The 18,768-nt window shown below is 73.4% G+C and carries 15 protein-coding genes; 9 read left to right on the plus strand and 6 right to left on the minus strand.

The window, feature by feature from the left end:
• The 3 genes from AAHF99_RS16290 (at position 1) to AAHF99_RS16300 (ending at position 3,674) form a co-directional block, all read left to right on the plus strand.
• Positions 1-1,101, plus strand: a complete 1,101-nt coding sequence (locus AAHF99_RS16290) for a hypothetical protein (RefSeq protein ID WP_412759900.1) — start codon at positions 1-3, stop codon at positions 1,099-1,101.
• 76 nt (positions 1,102-1,177) lie between these two features.
• A complete protein-coding gene (locus tag AAHF99_RS16295) occupies positions 1,178-2,629 on the plus strand; it encodes a YcjX family GTP-binding protein (protein ID WP_342165518.1) in 1,452 nt (483 codons plus the stop codon).
• Positions 2,630-2,648: 19 nt separating this feature from the next.
• Entirely contained in the window at positions 2,649-3,674 is a 1,026-nt protein-coding gene (locus AAHF99_RS16300) for a YcjF family protein (RefSeq protein WP_342165519.1), read from the plus strand.
• Positions 3,675-3,710: 36 nt separating this feature from the next.
• Here the strand turns inward: AAHF99_RS16300 and AAHF99_RS16305 are convergent, their stop codons facing one another.
• Complete coding sequence (locus AAHF99_RS16305) at positions 3,711-4,115, minus strand: PRC-barrel domain-containing protein (RefSeq protein WP_342165521.1); 405 nt, start codon at positions 4,113-4,115, stop codon at positions 3,711-3,713.
• Between the two features lie 132 nt (positions 4,116-4,247).
• Positions 4,248-5,204, minus strand: a complete 957-nt coding sequence (locus AAHF99_RS16310) for a hypothetical protein (RefSeq protein ID WP_342165523.1) — start codon at positions 5,202-5,204, stop codon at positions 4,248-4,250.
• Between the two features lie 131 nt (positions 5,205-5,335).
• Between AAHF99_RS16310 and AAHF99_RS16315 the strand changes: the two genes are divergently transcribed.
• The 4 genes from AAHF99_RS16315 to AAHF99_RS16330 all read left to right on the plus strand — a co-directional run bounded on the left by AAHF99_RS16315 (position 5,336) and on the right by AAHF99_RS16330 (position 9,202).
• Positions 5,336-5,899 carry a nitroreductase family protein gene (locus AAHF99_RS16315; protein ID WP_342165524.1) on the plus strand — a complete coding sequence of 188 codons (564 nt, stop codon included), beginning with the start codon at positions 5,336-5,338 and terminating at the stop codon, positions 5,897-5,899.
• Positions 5,900-5,906: 7 nt separating this feature from the next.
• The gene (locus tag AAHF99_RS16320) at positions 5,907-6,536 is read left to right on the plus strand and encodes a flavin reductase family protein (protein WP_342165525.1); all 630 of its coding nucleotides are present in this window, start codon (positions 5,907-5,909) and stop codon (positions 6,534-6,536) included.
• A 96-nt stretch (positions 6,537-6,632) separates the two neighbouring features.
• Complete coding sequence (locus AAHF99_RS16325; RefSeq protein ID WP_342165526.1) at positions 6,633-7,727, plus strand: lytic transglycosylase domain-containing protein; 1,095 nt, start codon at positions 6,633-6,635, stop codon at positions 7,725-7,727.
• Entirely contained in the window at positions 7,724-9,202 is a 1,479-nt protein-coding gene (locus AAHF99_RS16330; RefSeq protein WP_342165527.1) for a DUF2336 domain-containing protein, read from the plus strand. Before AAHF99_RS16325 ends, AAHF99_RS16330 begins: the two co-directional genes overlap by 4 nt.
• Positions 9,203-9,268: 66 nt before the next feature.
• Here AAHF99_RS16330 and AAHF99_RS16335 read toward each other — a convergent pair whose 3' ends face one another.
• The 3 genes from AAHF99_RS16335 to AAHF99_RS16345 form a co-directional block, all read right to left on the minus strand.
• Positions 9,269-10,960, minus strand: coding sequence for a methyl-accepting chemotaxis protein (locus AAHF99_RS16335; RefSeq protein WP_342165528.1), 1,692 nt, complete (start codon positions 10,958-10,960; stop codon positions 9,269-9,271).
• 134 nt (positions 10,961-11,094) lie between these two features.
• Positions 11,095-12,963 carry a glycoside hydrolase family 15 protein gene (locus AAHF99_RS16340; RefSeq protein WP_342165530.1) on the minus strand — a complete coding sequence of 623 codons (1,869 nt, stop codon included), beginning with the start codon at positions 12,961-12,963 and terminating at the stop codon, positions 11,095-11,097.
• A 108-nt stretch (positions 12,964-13,071) separates the two neighbouring features.
• A complete protein-coding gene (locus AAHF99_RS16345; RefSeq protein ID WP_342165531.1) occupies positions 13,072-14,298 on the minus strand; it encodes an acyl-CoA dehydrogenase family protein in 1,227 nt (408 codons plus the stop codon).
• A gap of 137 nt (positions 14,299-14,435) precedes the next feature.
• Here AAHF99_RS16345 and AAHF99_RS16350 point away from each other — a divergent pair, with 137 nt between their 5' ends.
• Positions 14,436-15,155, plus strand: a complete 720-nt coding sequence (locus tag AAHF99_RS16350; protein WP_243952482.1) for a response regulator — start codon at positions 14,436-14,438, stop codon at positions 15,153-15,155.
• Positions 15,152-16,552 carry an ATP-binding protein gene (locus tag AAHF99_RS16355; protein ID WP_342165533.1) on the plus strand — a complete coding sequence of 467 codons (1,401 nt, stop codon included), beginning with the start codon at positions 15,152-15,154 and terminating at the stop codon, positions 16,550-16,552. The genes AAHF99_RS16350 and AAHF99_RS16355 overlap by 4 nt, the downstream gene beginning before the upstream one ends.
• Before the next feature lie 6 nt (positions 16,553-16,558).
• Here AAHF99_RS16355 and AAHF99_RS16360 read toward each other — a convergent pair whose 3' ends face one another.
• Positions 16,559-18,715 (minus strand): methyl-accepting chemotaxis protein, encoded by a 2,157-nt coding sequence (locus tag AAHF99_RS16360; RefSeq protein WP_342165534.1) that lies wholly within the window; start codon positions 18,713-18,715, stop codon positions 16,559-16,561.
• Between the last annotated feature and the right edge of the window lie 53 nt (positions 18,716-18,768).

Below are 18,768 nucleotides of genomic sequence, written 5' to 3' on the forward strand. Positions count from 1 at the left end.
GTGCTGCTGAGCCTCCTCCTCGCCACCGCGAGCCTATGGGGCAGCCTGCACGCCGCCCTGCCGTCGCGCCCCTTCCTTCCGCCGGCGAGTCCGGCTCCGGCCGAGGCGCCGCGCTTCGACCCGGCGACGCGGGCGGTGTCGAACTGGCACGCGCAGACGGCCGAGTCGCTACGGCCCAGGGCGCTGGCCCTCACGGCGAGCCTCAGCAAGGACCCTCCCTACGTCGCCCGCTGCGTGCGGCTCAACAACGGCTGGTGCATCAAGTCGGCCCGCTGGACCGGCGAGATCGGCGCGGACGGGGAGGGGCACACGGCCTTCGCCACCCTGGACGACGGGGCGGACGCCGCCGCGCGGCTCCTGCGCCGATATTACCGCGACTACGACCGCCGCAGCGCGCTGGCCATCGTGCGCCGCTGGGCGCCCTCCGAATGCCGCAGCGCCGCCCCGAGCGCGGGCCGGGCATCCGTCGCGACGCCCGCCGTCTCGGCTTCGCTGGCGCCGCGCGGGCTCGGCAAGACCCTGCGCGCCCGCTTCCTCGCCCGCCACCGGCCGGGCGGCGCCCCCCGCGTCGCGGTGGCGCGGCGCGCGCCTGCGGGGGCCCTGCGGGTCCAGCCCTGGTCGCCCCTCGCCCGCCTCGGCGGCCGCCCCCGCGCCCGCATCGCCGCGCCCCGTCCGGTGGCCGACATCGCCTCCGGCATCGGGACGACGGCGACCCCCGCCCCGCGCCCGGTCGCGGACCCGTCCGCGCTGCTGTCGGGCGGGCGGGTGCCGAGCGCGGACAGGATGGTGGCGGAATCGGCGCTGCTGCCGGCCATCGCCGCCGGCCTGCCGGTCCTCGACCTGCGCCTGCCGGCCCCCCTGTGCTCCGGCGACGAGGTGCGCATCAATGCCTATGCCGCGCGGATCGCGGGCAGCGTCGGCGTGAAGCCGGGCGACGACCTGCACCTGTTCGCCCCAGACGGATCGCCCCTGCCGAACCTCGCCGCCGTCATGCTCGTCATGTCGGCGGTGGAACTCGGCACCCTCCGCGCCGGGCCGGACCTCGTGGCGGGCGCGATCGGCCGGCTCACGCAGGAACAATCGGCCTCGGCGCAGCAATAGGCGGGCGCGCCCTTGCGACGGCGCCCCGGCCGCGCCACCTCACGCCCGCGATCCCTCCCCCCGAGCTTGTCGGCCCTTGGCCCCTCCCGCACACACTCTCGCCTCCCGCGCCGGCTCGGCCCTGCGTGCCTTCGCCGAGGCGTCCCAGGACCTCCTCGTCCAGCCGACGCTCCGCCTCGGCGTCACTGGCCTCGCCCGCTCGGGCAAGACGGTGTTCACCACGGCGCTGATCCACCACCTCGTGGAGACCCACGCCCTGCCGGCCTTCGCCGTCGCGCAGGAGGGGCGCCTGCGCCGCGCCCGGCTCGTGCCCCAACCCGACGACGACGTGCCGCGCTTCCCCTTCGAGGAGCATTTCGCGACCCTCACCGAGGCCCGCGTGTGGCCGCGCTCCACCGACCGGATCAGCCAGTTCCGCCTGGAGATCGCCTACGAGCGCGCCGCCGGCTGGCGCTCCGGCCCGGCGACGCTGATGCTCGACGTGGTCGATTACCCCGGCGAATGGCTCCTCGACCTCGCCCTCATCGAGACCGATTACGTGGCGTGGTCGCGCTCGACCATCGCCGGCACGCGGCGGCCCGGCCGCGCTGCCATCGCCGCCCCGTGGCTCGCCGCCCTCCAGGGCTTCGATCCGGCCTCGCCCCTGGACGAGGTCGCCGCCGAGCGGGCGAGCGACGCGTTCAAGACCTACCTCTCGGCGCTGCGGGCCGGGCCGGAGGCGGTGGCCACCACCCCGCCGGGGCGGTTCCTGATGCCGGGCGACCTCGCCGGCTCCCCGGCGCTGACCTTCGCCCCCCTCGACCGCCTGCCCGACACCATCGACCCGGACAGCCTCGCCGGGCTGATGCAGCGCCGGTTCGAGGCCTACAAGTCCAAGGTCGTGACGCCCTTCTTCCGCGACCATTTCCAGCGGGTCGACCGGCAGATCGTGCTGGTCGACGTCCTCTCGGCGGTGGATGCCGGCCCGACCGCCCTCGCCGAGCTGGAAGAGGCCATCGACGCGGTTCTGCTCAGCCTCAACATCGGCCGCAACTCGATCCTGTCGCGCCTCTTCGCCCCCCGTGCCGACCGGGTGCTGTTCGCCGCCACCAAGGCCGACCACCTCCACCAGACCAGCCACGACCGGCTCGACGCGCTGCTGCGCCTCCTCGTCTCCCGCGCCATGCGCCGCACGGAAGCGGCAGGCGCCCGCGTCGGCACGGTGGCGCTGGCCTCCGTGCGGGCGACCCGCGAAACCACCGTCCACGACGACGGGGAGGTGCTGCGCGCGGTGGCGGGCACGCCCGAGGCCGGGGAGGTGGTCGGCGACGAGACCTTCGACGGCCAGAGCGAGGCGGCGGTCTTCCCCGGCGAGTTGCCCGCCCGGCCGGAGGCGGTGCTGGAGGGCGCCGTCGAGCCCGGCTCCCTGCGCTTCCCGCGCTTCCGCCCGCCGCTCGTCCGGCCGGATGCCCTCGGCCGCCCCGGCCACCTGCCGCAGATCCGCCTCGACCGGGCGATGCAGTTCCTGATCGGCGACCGGCTCGCCTGACCCTCTCGGATCCCTCGCGATGACCTCAGGCCAGAAACCCCGCGCCTTCCGCCTGTCCCCGGAGCCGCCGCCCGGCCCCGGCTTCGCGCCGCCGCCGGAGCGCGCCGCCCCCGCCCCGGTGATCGTGGAGGAGCCCTTCGAGATCGTGGACGCCGCCGACGGCGTGCCCGTGCCCGTGGCGCCGAAGAGCCGGTCCCCCTGGGGGGCGCTGTTCTGGTCGGCGGCGGGCGGCCTCGTCTCCCTCGGGATCGGCCTCTCCCTCGAGCGGATGATCGCCGACCTGTTCCAGGCCGCGCCCTGGCTCGGCTGGGTGGCGCTGGCCCTGCTCGGCCTCGCGCTGCTGGCGCTCGCGGTCATCCTCGGGCGGGAACTCGTGGGCCTGCGGCGGGAGAAGCGGATCGAGCGCCTGCGCCAATCGGCCATCGACGCCATCGCCACCCGCGACCATTCCGGGGCGCTGGCCGTGGTGAAGGAGGTCTCCGCCCTCTATGCCGGCCGCGACCGGCTGAGTGCCGCCCGCGCCCGCCTCGACGCCTCGGCGGATGCGATCCTCGACGTGGACGACCGGATCGGCCTCGCGGAGCGGGAATTGCTGACCGATCTCGACCGGCAGGCGCGCAACGCCATCGCGGCGACGGCCAAGCAGGTCTCGGCGGTGACGGCGTTGAGCCCCCGCGCCATCGTGGACGTCGCCTTCGTGCTGTTCGCGGGCGTGCGGCTGCTGCGCCGGATCGCGACGATCTACGGCGGACGGCCGGGCTTCCTCGGGTTCCTGCGGCTCGCGCGCTCGGCGCTGGCGCATCTCACCGTGACCGGCGGCATGGCGGTCGGCGAGAGCATGATGCAGCAGGTGCTGGGGCTCGGCCTCGCGGCCCGCGTCTCGGCCAAGCTCGGGGAGGGGGTGATGAACGGGCTGATGACCGCCCGGTTCGGCCTCGCGGCTTTAGCCGTGTGCCGCCCGCTGCCCTTCGTGCGCATCGAGCCGCCGCGCCTCACCGACGTCGCCGGGGAATTGCTGCGTCCGGGCGAGGAGAAGGACGCGTGAGGGGGCCCCTCCCGAGGGGGGAGGGGCCGGCGCCGCTCAGCGCTTGAACTTGCCGTCGTACTTGAACTCCGGCGCGGACTTCAGCTGGTCCTTGCTGGCGCCGATGATCGCCTTCCACTTCTTGGCGTCGGCATCGTAGCCCAGCGCCACGGAATCGGGGGCCACGACCACGTAGCGCTCGCCCATGCCGAGGAAGCCGCCGACGGACAGGATGTAGCCCGCCAGCTTCTGGCTCTCGATCACGAGGTCCTTGATCTCGCCGACGGTGTTGTTCTGCGCGTCCGTGACGTTCAGGCCGATCAGATTGTAGCTGAGCACCGCGTCCTGCGGGACGTTGACGAACTTCGGCGCCACGGTCGGCGGGGTGGCATTGTGTTCGGCGGCCAGGGCGGGACCGGCGAGCAGCACGGCGGCGAGCGAGGCAAGGACGAGACGGCGCATGGAATTCTCCAACCACCCGGAACGGGCGGCATAGAATGGCCCGTTCGCGCCGATCGTTCCGCCGCCTGACGGAAATGTTAATGGCCGGAACATGGAACCGAACCGAGCTTCGCCGAGGGCCGGCGAGGACGCCTAGTTCGCCGGGGCGGGCTCCGGCTTCGGCTCGGACTTCGCCTGCACCTCGATGTCCCGGTCGAGGCCGCTCTCCACCTTGAACTCGCGGGTGAAGACCTGCCCGTCGTGGCGGGCGATGAGGACGTAGTCGCCCTCGGCCAGCGTCACCTGCGGGAAGGCGCCGATCGCCTCGCGGATCGTGTCGCCGCCCGGCGTCAGCACGGAGAAGGCGGTGCCCGCGAAGGCCTCGGCGCCGGGGGTGGCCACCAGCTTCAGGGTGACGGTCGCTGCCCGGTGGTTGAGGGTCGCCTCCGTGACCTTGCCGTTCTCGACCTTGAGGTCGGCGCGCTGGATGGCGTTCGATTCCCCGTAGGTCGAGACCACGTGGTAGGTGCCCTCGGGCAGGCGCAGCAACTCGCCCGTGTGGATGCCCGAGCGCACGAGGCGCCCTTCCGAGTTCGTCCCCACCGGCACGAAGACCGAGAAGCTCAGCTGGTCCGGCGGGATCTTGGTGTCGCCCACCGCGCCGGAGAGCTTCAGCGCCCCGGCCGCGATCCGCAGCGTGTCGCTGGCGGCCTGCCCGCCGAGGACGATGCGCTTCGAGGCGCTGGCGAATCCGTAGGTCACGGTGGCGACGTAGGCCCCCGGCGGCAGGGTGAAGTGCGGCTCGGCCTCGGTGGAGCGGGCGACGATCGCCGGCCGCGCGCCCTCGCCCCGGTCATCGAAGATCCGCCATGCGAGGCCATCGCGCAGGGGCGTGCCGCTGCCGGTGAAGATCGCCGACAGGGTGAGTTGCGCGTCGGGCTCGGCCGGGGGGAGGGAGGGCGGCAGCGCGGGGCTGGTGATGGAGGGCGTCAGCAGCGGCGTGCCCGTGCCGGGCACGAGGCTCTGCTGCGCGGGGGCCGGGGCGGGCACGAGCGCCATCGCCAGAGCCGCCGGCAGAATGCCCCGCCTCGTCCGCCGTCCCGTGCCCATGCCGTCCGTCCTCTCGCCCGCCGCCGCCCCTGTGCCGCGCGACCATGGCGGCGGCAAGGCCGCACCTTTCGCCCGGCGGCGCCCCGTGCGACACCCGCCGGAGACGCCGCGACCTCCTTCGGACGGGAGCCATGACCGCAACGCTCGACCTCCTGCGCACCCGCCGCTCGGTGCCGCCGCCCCTCCTCGACGGGCCGGGCCCCACCGTGGACGAGATGCAGACCCTGCTCACCCTCGCCGCGCGGGTGCCGGACCACGGCAAGCTCGCCCCCTGGCGGTTCATCGTCATCGCGGGCGAGGCGCGGGCGCGGGTCGGCGAGATCATCGCCGCCGCCTTCGCCGCCGACAACCCCGAGGCCGGGCCGGACCGGCTCGACCAGGAGCGCCGCCGCCTGCAGCACGCGCCGGTCGTCGTCGCCATCGTGTCGCGGGCGGGGCCGCACGTGAAGATCCCGGAATGGGAGCAGGTGCTCTCGGCCGGGGCGGTCTCGATGAACCTCGTCGTCGCCGCCAACGCCATGGGCTACGCCACCTCCTGGCTCACCGAGTGGCACGCCTACGACCGGCGGGTGCTCGACGCGCTGGGCCTCGCGCCGCAGGAACGTCTCGCGGGCTACGTGCATATCGGGAAGGGGCGGGAGATCCCCTCGGACCGGCCCCGGCCGGCGCTCGCCGACATCGTCACCACCCTGTGAGGCCTTCGTGCATTACGATCTCGACCTGCCCCGCGACGCTCGCAGCCTGCCTCACAACCCGCTGAAGGCCATCGTCGCGCCCCGGCCCATCGGCTGGATCAGCGCCATGGACAAGCAGGGCCGCCTGAACCTCGCGCCCTACTCGTTCTTCAACGCGGTGGGCGATGCCATGGTGGCCTTCTCGTCCTCCGGGCGGAAGGACGCCATGACCTTCGCGGAGGAGGGGGGCGAGTTCGTGTGCAGCCTCGCCACCTGGGACCTGCGCGACGGCATGAACGATTCCTCCGCGCCCCTGCCCCGCGGGGAGAGCGAGTTCGCCTTCGCCAAGCTGGAGACGGCGCCCTCGCAGAAGGTCCGCCCCCCGCGCGTGGCCGCCTCGCCCGCCGCCCTCGAATGCCGCTGGCTGCAGACGGTGCCGCTGGTGCCCCTCGGCGGCGGCGAGGCCGAGAACTTCCTCGTGATCGGGCAGGTGGTCTCGATCTACGTCGAGGACCGCTTCGTCGCGGACGGCATGGTCGATACCGGCGCGATGCATCCGATCATGCGCGGCGGCTATTTCGACTACTTCCACGTCACGGCCGAAAGCCGCTTCACCATGCGGCGCCCGAAGGGGGCGGCGGAGTTCACCGAACGTTAGCGGCGTAAGCCCCCGTTAAGTCCCCGTCATCCTTGAGGCTTTGTTTACCATAGCGGGAGCAGGGTCGGCCGGTCCCACCTGACTGGCCGACGCCGGATGTTCCTGTTCACCACCACGGCCAGCCCCCCGGAGATTCCGACGCCCCCGGCCCTCGTGCGCCCGGCGCCGGCGCCGGTCGTGCAGGCGATCCGCGACGGGGCGAGCGCCACGGGGGTCGGATTCGACTACCTCCTCGCCACCGCCCGCCGCGAATCGGCCCTCGACCCCTCCGCCAAGGCGCCGACCTCCTCGGCCACGGGGCTGTTCCAGTTCATCGAGCAGACCTGGCTCGGGACGATGAAGAACGCCGGCCCGCAGCTCGGCCTGCAGGCCGAGGCGGATGCCATCTCCCGGCAATCCGACGGCACCTACGCCGTGGCCGACCCCGGCCAGAAGCAGGCGATCCTCGACCTGCGGCGCGACCCGAAGGTCGCCGCCGTCCTCGCCGGGGCGCTGACCCAGAAGAACGCGCAGGCGCTCCAGGCGGCCCTGGGCCACGAGCCGACGCCGGGGGACCTCTACGCCGCCCACGTCCTCGGGGCGAAGGGCGCGGCGAGCCTCATCGGCACCGCCAAGACCTTCCCGGAGCGCGCCGCCGCCCTCGACCTGCCCGAGGCGGCGGCCGCCAACCGCGCCCTGTTCTACGACCGCACCGGCCGCCCGCGCACGGCCGCCGAGCTCTACGCCAGCCTCGCGGCGGCGGCGCAGGGCGCGGCGCAGGGCGCGAATCCCGTCGTGGTGCTGTCCCGTCCCGAGGGGGGCGAGGTGCCCGCCTCCGCCACCGCCTACGCCATGACGGCGACGGCCTTCGGCGGCGGATCGGACCTGCGCAGCCTGTTCCAGACCGACCGCCGCGTCACCGCCACCGACGCCGCCGCCAAGCTCTGGCAGGGGCGCAGTGCCGGCACCGCCACGGCCCGGCCGGCGCCCTCCTACTTCCCGCGCTCCGACGAAGGCCCGAGCGCCGCCCCGGCGGCGATGCTGGCCTCGGCCGATCCCGAGGATGTCCCGGCGACGACGGGCAGCCTCGCGGACAGGCCGGTGCCGCCCGGCCCGGCCCTCGTCCACGCGCCCCTGCCGCCCCGCCGCCCGGCGGAGTTCGGCGCGGCCCCCCTTCCAAATTCCCTGTTCGCGCCCCGGAGAGGCCCATGATCAAGAAGTCCATGATCATCCGCCAATTCCTGGCCCTGACCCTGAACGCCCCGGCCGACCGCCGGGCGCAGGGCGGGGCGGCGCTGGCGCGGGCCTATCTCTACGGCGACCTCGACGCCGACGCCCTCTGGGAGGCCAAGACGGCGCTGCTCAGCCTCCTCGACGACCCGGCCCCCTCGGTGCGCCGGGCGCTCGCGGAGGTCTGCGCCGATTCCGCCCGCAGCCCGCGCCCCATCGTGGTCGCCCTGTCCTGCGATGCGTTCGCGGTGGCCGAGCCGATTCTCTCACGCTCCCCCGTCCTCACCGAGGCCGACCTCGTGGAGGCGGCGGCCCTCGGCGACGAGGACGCGCGGGCGGCCATCGCCCGGCGCCATCACCTCACCCCCGCCGTCTCGGGGGCGCTCGCCGAGATCGCCGACCTGCCGACCCTCGTGGCGCTGGCGGGCAACCCGACCGCGCGGATCACCGGGGGGCGGCTCCTGCGGATGATCGAGCGCTTCGGCCACGAGGCCGACCTGCGCGAGGCGCTGCTCGCCCGCCACGACCTGCCGCCGGAGGTGCGCCACGCCGTGGCGGTCGCCCTGGCCCGCAGCCTGTCGGCCTTCGCCACCGAGCGCGGCTGGCTCGGGGAGGCGCGCTGCGAGCGCATGAACCGCGAGGTCGCGGAGCGGACGGCCCTCGATCTTAGCGCCGGGGCCGGCGCGGCGGCGACGTCCCGCCTCGTGAGCTACCTGCGCGCGAGCCACCAGCTCAATGCCGGGCTGATCCTGCGGGCGATCCTGTCCGGCCGGATCGAGTTCGCCCAGACCGCCTTCGCCGACCTGTCGGGCCTCGACCATGCGAGCGTCGCCCGCGCCATGCGCGATCCCCGCGCCGTCGCGGACCTGCACGAGAAGGCGGGCCTGCCCGCGCCGCTCCTGCCGGCGATGCACGCGGTGCTCGCCGCGTGGCGGGACACCGCCCCCACGGCGGCGGGCGGCGCGAAAGGCGCGGGCCTGTCCCGGCGGATGATCGAGCACGCCATCGCGGCCTGCGAGGGCTGGGAGAGCCCGGAGATCCGCAGCGTCGTCGCCCTGCTCACCCGCTTCGAGGCCGAGGCCGCCCGCGACGAGGCGCGTGAGACGACCCGCGCGATCCTCGCCCAGGCGACGGCCCGCGAGGCCGCCGAGCGCCGCCGGATCGCCGCCGACGCCGCGTGGCGCGAGGCGCTGGAGGCTCATCGCCGGGCCGAATCCGGCACCGAGGCCCCGGCGGTGGAGCCGCCCGCCGCAGGGGAGGGCCGCACCGACCCGGTCGGCGCGATCCTCGAATCCCTGCCCGAACAGATCCTGGAATGGTTCCGCAGCGGCCGGGACCGGACGGCCGCCCAGGCGGTGCCGGACGCGGTCCTCGCCGACCTCGATGCCGCGCTCATCGCGGAGTTCCGCGCGAGCCGCATCGCCCCGGTGAAGGATGGGATCGCCATCGCCGCCTGAAGCAGCGTCCCCGGAACGACGAAAGCCCCCCGCCCGGTCAGGGCGGGGGGCTTTCTCGTCTCCCGATCACGCCGCGCGGACGGTGTTGAGGAAGCGCGTCACCTCGGCATTCAGGTGCTCGGACTGGCGGGACAACTCGCCGGAGGCCGACAGGACCTGCTGTGCCGCCGCGCCGGTATCCTCCGAGGCTCGCGCCACGCCCACGATGTTGCTCGTCACCTCCGAGGTGCCGGCCGAGGCCTGGGCCACGTTGCGCACGATCTCCTGAGTCGCCGCCCCCTGCTGCTCCACGGCCGCCGCGATGGACGTCGCCACGCTGTTGATCTCGCGGATCCGCCCCGTGATCGCGCCGATCGCCGAGACCGCCTGATCCGTCACGCCCTGGATTTCGCCGATCTGCCCGGCGATCTCGTCGGTCGCCTTGGCGGTCTGGTTGGCCAGCTCCTTCACCTCGGCGGCCACCACGGCGAAGCCGCGCCCGGCCTCGCCCGCGCGGGCGGCCTCGATGGTCGCGTTCAGCGCCAGCAGGTTGGTCTGCGACGCGATGTTCGAGATCAACCCGACCATGTCCCCGATCCGCGCCGAGGTCTGGCGCAGGGCCTGGACCAGGGCGGCGGTCTGGTCGGCCTCGCCCACGGCGGCCTGGGCCAGCGTCGCGGAGCCGTGCACCTGCCGGCCGATCTCCTGCACCGAGGTGCCGAGTTCTTCCGCCGCCGCCGCGACGGTGCCGACGTTCGAGGCGGCCTCCTCGGCGGCGGCCGCGACGGTGGTCGATTGCGCGGCGGTCTCGCCGGCGGCCGAACTCATCTGCTGGGCGGTGGCCTGCAACTCGGTGGCCGAGGAGGAGACCATGCCGACGATGCCGCCGACCGCCGCCTCGAAGCCGTCCGCCAACTCGACCATGGTGCGCTTGCGCTCGCGGGCGGCGGCCTCGTCGGCGATGCGCTTGATCTCGGCCTGCTCGGCGGCCTTCTGGGCGACCATCGCCTTGATGCCCTCAACCGCCTTGCCGACGGCGCCGATCTCGTCGCCGCGCCGCGCCTCGGGGATCTGCGCGTCGATCTCGCCCTTCGCCATCCGCTGCAGCACCGTGACGAGGCTGCCGAGGGGGCGGGTGATGCCGTAGGAGGCCACGAGGAACGCGACGAGGAACCCGGCCAGGATGCCGAGGCCGCTGAAGGCCATCAGCGTGTGGCGGGTGGCGTTGGTCTGGGTGGAGAGCTCGGCCGACCCTTGGCGCATGCTGTCGCGGATGGCGTCGCCGAGTTTGTTGCCCTCCTCGACCATGGCGGTGAAGTTCGGGTCGATGGCACGGTGGACGAGGGCGATGGCGTCGGCGTTCTGGTTCGACATGCCGAGGCGGCGGACCTCGCCGGTATCCTGGATGAAGCGCTCGATGCGCGCGGCCTGGGCCTCGATCCGGTCCGCGAAGGCCGGCGCCTTCTGCCGGAACTCGGCGAGCGCCTGCTTCATCGCCGGCACGGCCGCGTCGAAGCCCCGGCTGGCGGCCTGCATCTGGCCGTCCTCGGTCTCCGCGATGACCCGGAAGACCCAGAAGTTCAATTCGAAGATCAGCCGGTTGGTGCGGCGCGCCAGCATGGCGGCTTCCGCCTCCTGGTCGATGAAGGCGCTGTAGGCATCGTCGATCTGGGTCATGCGCCCCTGCGCGTACCAGATGCATCCCCCGACGATCACCGCGATCAACCCGATCACGCCCGTGAGCTTCGTCAGAACCTTGAGGTCCGCCAACCGTAACATTGCCTGTCTCCAACCGATGCCGCCAAGCTGGTCGGCAAAAATTAAAGACAGGATGCTGGCGAATTCAGAAGATCGACTCCGGTGAACGGAAAGACATCATTCGGGTAGCGGATCACAACCAGTTGATAGTGGGCCTATTCGGCTGCGCGCCGCTCCGGTTCGGCCGCGCCGTCGCCGGGCAGGCCGAACTTCGCGATGGACGCGTCGAGCCGCAGGGCGGCGTTGATGAGCGCCATGTGGGAGAAGCCCTGTGGGGTGTTGCCCCGCTGCTCGCCGGTGGCGGGGTCGATCTCCTCCGCGAACAGGCCGACATCGTTGCCGCGCGCGACCAGCCGCTCGAAGGCGGCCTTGGCCTCCCCCGTCCGGCCGTCGAGGGCGAGGCAGCCGACCCGCCAGAAGGCGCAAGCCGTGAAGGCGCCCTCGTCGCCCTCGAACCCGTCCTCCATCCGGTAGCGGTAGATCAGGTCGCCGACGCCGAGTTCCCGCTCGACCGCCGCCAGGGTGGAGCGCAGGCGCGGATCGGAGGGGTCGATGGCCCCGAACAGGGCGACGCGCAGCACGGCGGCGTCGAGATGGTGCGAGCCGTAGGCGCCGGTGAAGGCGCCGCGCCCCTCGCTCCAGCCCTTCTCCAGATACTCGGCGCGGATCTCGGCGGCGACCCGCTCCCATTCGGCGATTCTGTCCTCCGGCACGCCCCGGATGTGGCGGCCGATCCGGGCGGCGTCGGTGAGCGCCACCCAGAGCATCGCCTTGGTGTGGAACTGCTGGCGCGGCCCGGTGCGCAATTCCCAGATGCCGTTGTCGGCGTCGTGCCGGTGGCGGATCGCCCGGTCGGTGAGGTTGTCGAGCACCTCCGGCAGGCGGTCGTGGACCTTCTCGGGCGGGTTGTAATCGACCGCTTCGAGGAAGACGCAGAGGGCGCGCAGCAACTCCCCGTAGATGTCGTGCTGGTCCTGGTCCTCGGCGGCGTTGCCGATGAGGACCGGCCCGATGCCGTTCCAGCCGGAGAGATGGGTCAGCGCCTCCTCGGGCGGGATCGTGTCGCAGACGCCGTACATGAGCCGCGTGTCGCGGCCGTAGGTGGGGTCGCGCTCGCGCAGGAAGCGCAGGAATTCGGAGGCCTCGCGGACGTAGCCGAGCATCACGAAGGCCGTCACCGTGAAGGCGGCGTCGCGCATCCACGTGAACCGGTAGTCGAAGTTGCGGTTGCCGGGCACCGCCTCGGGCAGGCCGGCGGTCGCCGCCGCGACGATGCCGCCGGAGGGCGAATAGGTGAGGAGCTTCAGGCAGAGCGCCGAGCGCAGCACCATGTCCCGGTAGGGGCCGCGATAGGTGCAGCGGGCGCTCCAGCGGTGCCAGTATTCCTCGGTGGTGGCGATCCGCCGGTCGGCGCCGGCCAGATCCTCGATCGCGGCGTCCTCGTTGTCCTCGCCATGGGTGAGGACGAGGTAGGCGGTCTCGCCCGCCTTGAGGCGGAACGTCACGATGGCGGTCTCGTCCGCGATGCGCGGGGCCGGGGAGGCGTTGACCCGCAGGCGCCAATCGCCCGCCTCGAACAGCACCGAGCCGCGGTCGTCCATCGGCTCGCAGGGGCGGCGGGCGTAGTCGAAGGTCGGGCGCACGGTGAAGCGGCCTTCGATCGTGCCCTCCTCGCAGGTGAGGCGGCGGATCAGCCGGCTCTCGCCCTCGCCGTCCGGGCCCTCCTCGGGCTCGGGGGCGGGCGGGTTCACGGGCATCGCGTCGGTGAGGACCGCGCGGCCGGTGCGCGTCTCGAAGGTCGTCTCGAGGATGTTGGTTTCGGGCCGGTAGCGCCGATGGGTCCGGTCGAGCCCGTCGAGGGCGATGGCGCAGGAGCCGCCCTTCTCGTCGTCGAGGAGCTTGAGGAACAGGGCGGGGGAATCGTGGCGCGGCCAGCATAGCCAGTCGACCGAGCCGTCGCGGGCGATCAGCGCGCAGGAATGGGTGTCGCCGACGAGGGCGTAATCGCTGATAGGCTTGGACACTGGCATACCGGTTGGGCCGCCGCACGGGCGGCGGATGACATCCCTCGCTGCTCAGGTAGCCGGCAGCGGGGTGGTGAGGAGTCCGGTTCGACGATTCGCCGCACGGGCTCAGGGGCGCGGGAGCATCCTGTCGCTGACGATCCGGCGCTGGATCTCACTGGTGCCCTCGAAGATCGTGGTGAGGCGGGCATCGCGCCAATAGCGCTCCACCCGGCGCTCGGTGGTGTAGCCGTTGCCGCCGTGCAGCTGCATCGCTTGGTTCGTCACCTTCACCGCCATCTCCGTGCAGGTGAGCTTCACCATCGCGGATTCGGATTCGGCCGGCTCGCCCTCATCGAGGAGGTGGGCCACCTGCTGCCAGAAGGCGCGGGCCTGCGTGACCTCGGCGGCCATGTCGGCCAAGGCGAAGCGCAGCGCCTGGAAGTCGCCGATCGGGTGGCCGAACTGCTCCCGCTCCTGCAGGTAGAGCTGGCAATCCTCCACCGCCGCCCGCGCCACGCCCACCGCCCGCGCGGCGGTGTGGACCCGGGCGATGTTGAGGCCCCGCTGCACGGCGGCGAACCCGCCGGAATCCGCATCCGCCCCCTGGTCGCCGTAGAGGCCGGTGAGGCGGTCGCTCTCCGGCACCCGCACGCCGTCGAGATCGAGTTCGAAGGTCTCGAAGCCGTGGTAGCCGATCTTGTCGATCACCCGGCCGGTCATGTTCGCGGGGAAGGTGCCGGGCTCCTTCACCACGAGGAAGGGCTCCAGCCCGGCCGAGCGCGATTCGCCGGGCCCCGGCTCATGGGTCCGGGCCAGGACCTCGATGAAATGCGCGCCCTTGGCGAAACCCGCCCAGCGCTTGCGGCCGGTGAGCACCCAGGTGTCGCCCTCGCGCACGGCCTTCGTCGTCACGCCCGCGAGGTCCGAGCCGGCATTGGGCTCGGACAGGGAGATCGAGCCGATCCACTCGCCCCGCGCCGAGCGGCGCATCAGGTCGGCGCGGCGCTCCGGGTCGAGGGTCTGGGTGCCGAGCCCCTGGCCGCGCGCCAGGATCGAGCCCACCGACAGCCAGGACCGGGCCAGTTCCTCGGAGACGAGGCAATACTCGAACACCCCGAGGCCCATCCCGCCGTGTTCCCTGGGGATGGTGATGCCGAACCAGCCCCGGTCGGCCATCGCGGCGATCAGGGACCGCGGCATCTCGGCCTTGTGCCGGTCGAGTTCGTCGGCCAGCGGCAGGACGGTGTCGCGGGCGAAGGCGCGGGCCTCGGCCTGGAGGGCGGCGCGGGCCTCCGTCCGCCACGGAGAGGCCAGTTCCGGCGGGCGCGGTTCGATGCGTGCGGTCCCTGTCATGGACGGTCCCCGATTGATCTCGCGGGGTCGGAAACACCGGTTTACAAAATGGTTCCCTCCGCGATCTTCGAATATCGGCGCGGCCGGTCCATAATCCGGGGATGACGCTCGCCGATCCACTCCTAGACTCCCGCGCGATGACCGCTCCCGCCACACCCCACATCCTTGTGGTGGAAGATGACCGCGAGATCTCGGCCCTCGTGGCGCGCTACCTGCGCGGCAACGACTGCCGCGTGACGCTGGCCGGCGACGGCCGCGAGATGGAGCGGGCGCTCGCCGAGGCGCGGATCGACCTCATCGTCCTCGACCTGATGCTGCCGGGCGAGGACGGGTTCAGCCTGTGCCGGCGCCTGCGCGAGACCTCGCAGATCCCGATCCTGATGCTCACCGCCAAGTCGGAGGAGGTCGACCGCATCCTCGGCCTCGAACTCGGGGCGGACGATTACCTCGCCAAGCCGTTCAACCCGCGCGAACTGCTCGCCCGCATCCGCGCGATCCTGCGCCGGGTCTCGGCCGAGGCGCCGGAGCCGGACGAGCGCAAGCGCCTCCATTTCGCCGGCTGGACGCTGGACGTCTCTCTGCGCCAACTCCTCAGCCCCGAGGGGGCGCGGGTGTCGATCACCGGCGCCGAGTTCGACCTGCTCCACGCCCTCTGCCTGCGGCCGGGGCGGGTGCTCTCCCGCGACCAGCTCCTCGACCTGACGCAGGGGCGGGCGGCGGGGCCGTTCGAGCGCAGCATCGACGTGCTGGTCTCGCGCATCCGCCAGAAGATCGAGATCGATACGCGCAACCCCGAATACATCCGCACCATCCGCTCCGGCGGCTACCTGTTCACGCCCGAGGTCACGCGGTCATGACCCTGGCCGGTCTGCGGGCCCGCCTGCGCCCGCGCAGTATCGCGGGGCAGATCGCCCTCCTCGTGGTGGCCGGCATCGCGGTGGCGCATGTGGTGGCCACCGCTTCGTTCTTCCTGCTCCACGAGCCGCAGAACCCCGACGCCCTGCCCGGCGTCGCGGCGGCGCGGGTCGGCGTCCTGGCCCGCCTCCTCGACGTGGCCGAACCCTCCGTCCGCCCCGCGCTGATCGCGGCGGGGGCGCGCTCCCTGCCCCTCGTCGAGGTCGAGCCCTGGGACGGGGTGGCGCCGCAGGGGGCCGAGCCGGCGCCCGACCGGGCGGTGATCCGCCGCCTGCGCGCCGCCGCCGGGCGCCCGGTAACGGTGACGAGCCTCCGGCCCACCGGGGACGGCGAGTACCTGCATGTCGGCATCGCCACCGGCAACGGCGCGATGTTCCGCGCGACGCTCGCCGACGATCCCCTGCGCCCGCCCCGCCAGGGCGCGCTGATCTTCACGGGCGTGTTCCTGGCCCTGACGCTCGCCCTGCTCTGCGTCTGGGCCACGCGGGCGCTCACGGCGCCGCTCGCCCGGCTCGCCAGCGCGGCGGAGGGCTTCGGCGCGCGGGACGACCACGTCGCCCTGCCGCAGGCCGGGCCGCAGGAGGTGCTGGCGGTGTCGAGCGCGCTCGACCGGATGCGCTCCCGCGTGCGCCGCCTCATCGACGACCGCACGCAGATGCTCGCCGCCATCAGCCACGACCTGCGCACGCCGATCACCCGGCTGCGCCTGCGCGCCGAGTTCATCGAGGACGAGGGGGCGCGGGCCGCGACCCTGCGCGACCTCGACCAGATGAACGGCCTCGTGGAGGCGGCCCTGTCCTTCGTCCGCGACGGGCAGCAGCGGGACGCGGGAAGCCACAGCCTCGTGGATCTCGCCTCGGTGGTGCAGACCGTCTGCGACGGCTTCGCGGATATCGGCGCCCCGGTCGCCGTGGAGCGGAGCCGCCACGTCCTCGTGCGCGGCCAGCCCGACGAGCTGGAGCGGGCGATCACTAACCTCGTGGACAACGCCGTGAAGTACGGCGGGCAGGCCCGCCTCGTGATGGAGGGCTCGGATCGCGGGGTGCGGGTCTGCGTCCTCGATACGGGGCCGGGCATCCCCGACGCGGAGCGCGAGACGATGCTCCAGCCCTTCGTGCGCGGCGACCGGGCGCGCAACCTCAACGCGGCGAGCGGCTTCGGCCTCGGCCTGTCCATCGTCCAGGCCATCGTGGAGGCCCATGACGGGCGGCTGATCCTGGAGAACCGCCCCGAGGGCGGCCTCTGCGCGGCCCTCGAACTGCCCCTGGCGGCGCGGGACTTCTCCGGCGGCAGGCCGGCGGAGCCGGCGCCGGAAGCGCCGGCCGCGCGGGCGGCGTAAGCGCCCTCAGGCCGCCCGGACGTTCTGCAGGAACTGCGCGACCTCGGCCCGCAGCCGCTCCGATTGCGCGGAGAGCTGCCCCGTCGCGGCGGCCACCGAGGAGGCCGCGCGGCCCGCCTCGTCGGCGACGCGGGCGACCTCGGCGATGTCGGAGGTCATGGCGCTGGTGCCCTCCGACGCCTGGCCCATGCTGCGCACGATCTCCTGCGTCGTCGCCCCCTGCTGCTCCACCGCCGCGGCGATGCCGGTGGTGGTGCGGTTCATGGCCTCGATCTGCGCGGCGATGGAGTGGATCGCCTCCGAGGCGCCGCCGGTCGCGGTCTGGATCGAGGCGACCTGCTGGCCGATCTCGTCCGTGGCGCGGGAGGTCTGCGCGGCGAGTTCCTTCACCTCGTTCGCCACCACGGCGAAGCCGCGCCCGGCCTCGCCCGCGCGGGCGGCCTCGATGGTGGCGTTCAGGGCCAGGAGGTTGGTCTGCCCGGCGATGGCCGAGACGATCCGCACCACGTCGCCGATGCGGGTGGCGGCGGCGGAGAGGTCCGCCACCGTCTGCCCGGCGCGCTGCGCCTCCTGCACCGCCGCGTCCGACATGCCGGCCGCCTGCTCGACCTGACGGCTGATCTCGGCGACCGTGGCGCCAAGCTCTTCCGCCGCTGCCGCCACGGTGTTGACGCTGGCGGCGGTCTGGTGGGCGGCGCTCGCCACGTTGGCCGACCGGCTCGACGTCTCGCCGACCGCGTGGCGCATGGTGCCCGACGTGCCCTCCAGGCTCGACACCGCCCCCGTCACCTCGCCGACGATGCCCACCACCGAGTGCTCGAACCGGTCCGCGAGGTCCGTCAGCATCGCCCGGCGGGCCTGCTCCTCCCGCAGGCGCGCGGCCTCGGTGGTCTTCAGTTGCTGCGCGGCCTCCTCCAGCGTCATGTCGCGGATGGTCACGACGGCGCGGGCGATGTCGCCGATCTCGTCGGCCCGGCGGCTGCCCGGCACTTCGGCCAGATCCTCGCGGGCGGCGAGCGCCTTCAGGGCGCGGGTGAGGGCGCCGAGCGGGCGCACGATGGAGCGGGCGAGCCACAGGCCGAGCGCGGCCGTCGCGGCGAGGACGATCAGGCCGATCATCACCAGGGTGCGCGAGAGCGCCTGCGCGTCCTCAAGAGCCTCCGCCTGCGATTGCTCCGCGATCACGGTCCAGGGCGCGCCGAGGACCGAGACCGTCGCGGCGGCGCCCATCTGCGGGCCGTCGGCGGCCTCGAAGGTGAAGCCCTCGCGGCCGGTGATGTCGGCGACCTTGAGGCCGAGCCCCGAGACCGGCGAGCCGGCCTTCGCCTGCGGGGCGAGGGGCGGGTTGCTGCGCAGGGCATCGTCCGGCCCGGCGGCGAGCACCTGCCCGGTCTCACCGAGCCCGGTGCGCTTGGCGAGCACCTGATCGAACAGGCCGGGGGTCACGCGCATCACGACGAAGCCGATCCGCTCCACCGCCTGCGAGGTGCCCATGGCGACGTTGGCGCGCTTCGACATCGCCCGGCCGACGAAGGCCGAGGGGCCGGAGCCCACGGGGTAGGGGGCGAAATCCTCGTACAGGACCGCGTTCGGCTCGGCCGCCTTCAGGCGCTCCACGAGGCGGGCGAGGCCGGTGGCCTTCAGCGGGCCGTCCGCGACGGTGGCGGCAAAATCCTCGCCCTTCGTGGTCGTGTAGACGACGCGGCCCGCCTCATCGAGGAACATCAGGTCGGCATAGCCCGGCTGGGCCACGAGCTTGCGGGCGATCTCCTGCACCTTGCCGTGCCGGCGCCCGTACATGCCCGCCGCCGGGCCGCCGTCGAGGGCGATCCGGTCCGCGACGGCCTTGGGCGCACGGAAGGCGTCCACGATGCCGGCCGTCTCGGGCTTGGCGGGATCGAGGGTCTCGATCAGGTCGGGGAAGTTCGAGACGATCTGCGGATGCGCCGCCACCGCGACGAAATCCGCCTGCATCCGGTCGGCGGTGAGTTCGATGCTGTCCTGCCGGGCCGAGGCGGCGAGGTGAAGCCGCTCGCTCGCCGCCTTCAGCAGGCTCGTCCGCGCCGAGTACCAGCTGATACCCCCCATGGTCGCAGCGCTCATGAGGGCCAAGCCGATCGTCATCGCCGGAAGGCGCGCACTCAGCCGCGAAGAAAGACGCATAACAGATCCCTGCAAATTCGGATTGCAGGGGACGCTAGGCGCTTTGCCTTGAG

The organism is Methylobacterium litchii, from assembly GCF_038442315.1.
GTDB classification, from domain to species: domain Bacteria; phylum Pseudomonadota; class Alphaproteobacteria; order Rhizobiales; family Beijerinckiaceae; genus Methylobacterium; species Methylobacterium litchii.

Bases quoted from the DNA above. Each gene is read 5' to 3' on its own strand.
- AAHF99_RS16300 (WP_342165519.1), top strand. From the start codon at position 2,649: ATGACCTCAGGCCAGAAACCCCGCGCCTTCCGCCTGTCCCCGGAGCCG.
- AAHF99_RS16305 (WP_342165521.1), bottom strand. From the start codon at position 4,115: ATGCGCCGTCTCGTCCTTGCCTCGCTCGCCGCCGTGCTGCTCGCCGGT.
- AAHF99_RS16310 (WP_342165523.1), bottom strand. From the start codon at position 5,204: ATGGGCACGGGACGGCGGACGAGGCGGGGCATTCTGCCGGCGGCTCTG.
- AAHF99_RS16315 (WP_342165524.1), top strand. From the start codon at position 5,336: ATGACCGCAACGCTCGACCTCCTGCGCACCCGCCGCTCGGTGCCGCCG.
- AAHF99_RS16325 (WP_342165526.1), top strand. From the start codon at position 6,633: ATGTTCCTGTTCACCACCACGGCCAGCCCCCCGGAGATTCCGACGCCC.
- AAHF99_RS16330 (WP_342165527.1), top strand. From the start codon at position 7,724: ATGATCAAGAAGTCCATGATCATCCGCCAATTCCTGGCCCTGACCCTG.
- AAHF99_RS16335 (WP_342165528.1), bottom strand. From the start codon at position 10,960: ATGTTACGGTTGGCGGACCTCAAGGTTCTGACGAAGCTCACGGGCGTG.
- AAHF99_RS16345 (WP_342165531.1), bottom strand. From the start codon at position 14,298: ATGACAGGGACCGCACGCATCGAACCGCGCCCGCCGGAACTGGCCTCT.
- AAHF99_RS16350 (WP_243952482.1), top strand. From the start codon at position 14,436: ATGACCGCTCCCGCCACACCCCACATCCTTGTGGTGGAAGATGACCGC.
- AAHF99_RS16355 (WP_342165533.1), top strand. From the start codon at position 15,152: ATGACCCTGGCCGGTCTGCGGGCCCGCCTGCGCCCGCGCAGTATCGCG.
- AAHF99_RS16360 (WP_342165534.1), bottom strand. From the start codon at position 18,715: ATGCGTCTTTCTTCGCGGCTGAGTGCGCGCCTTCCGGCGATGACGATC.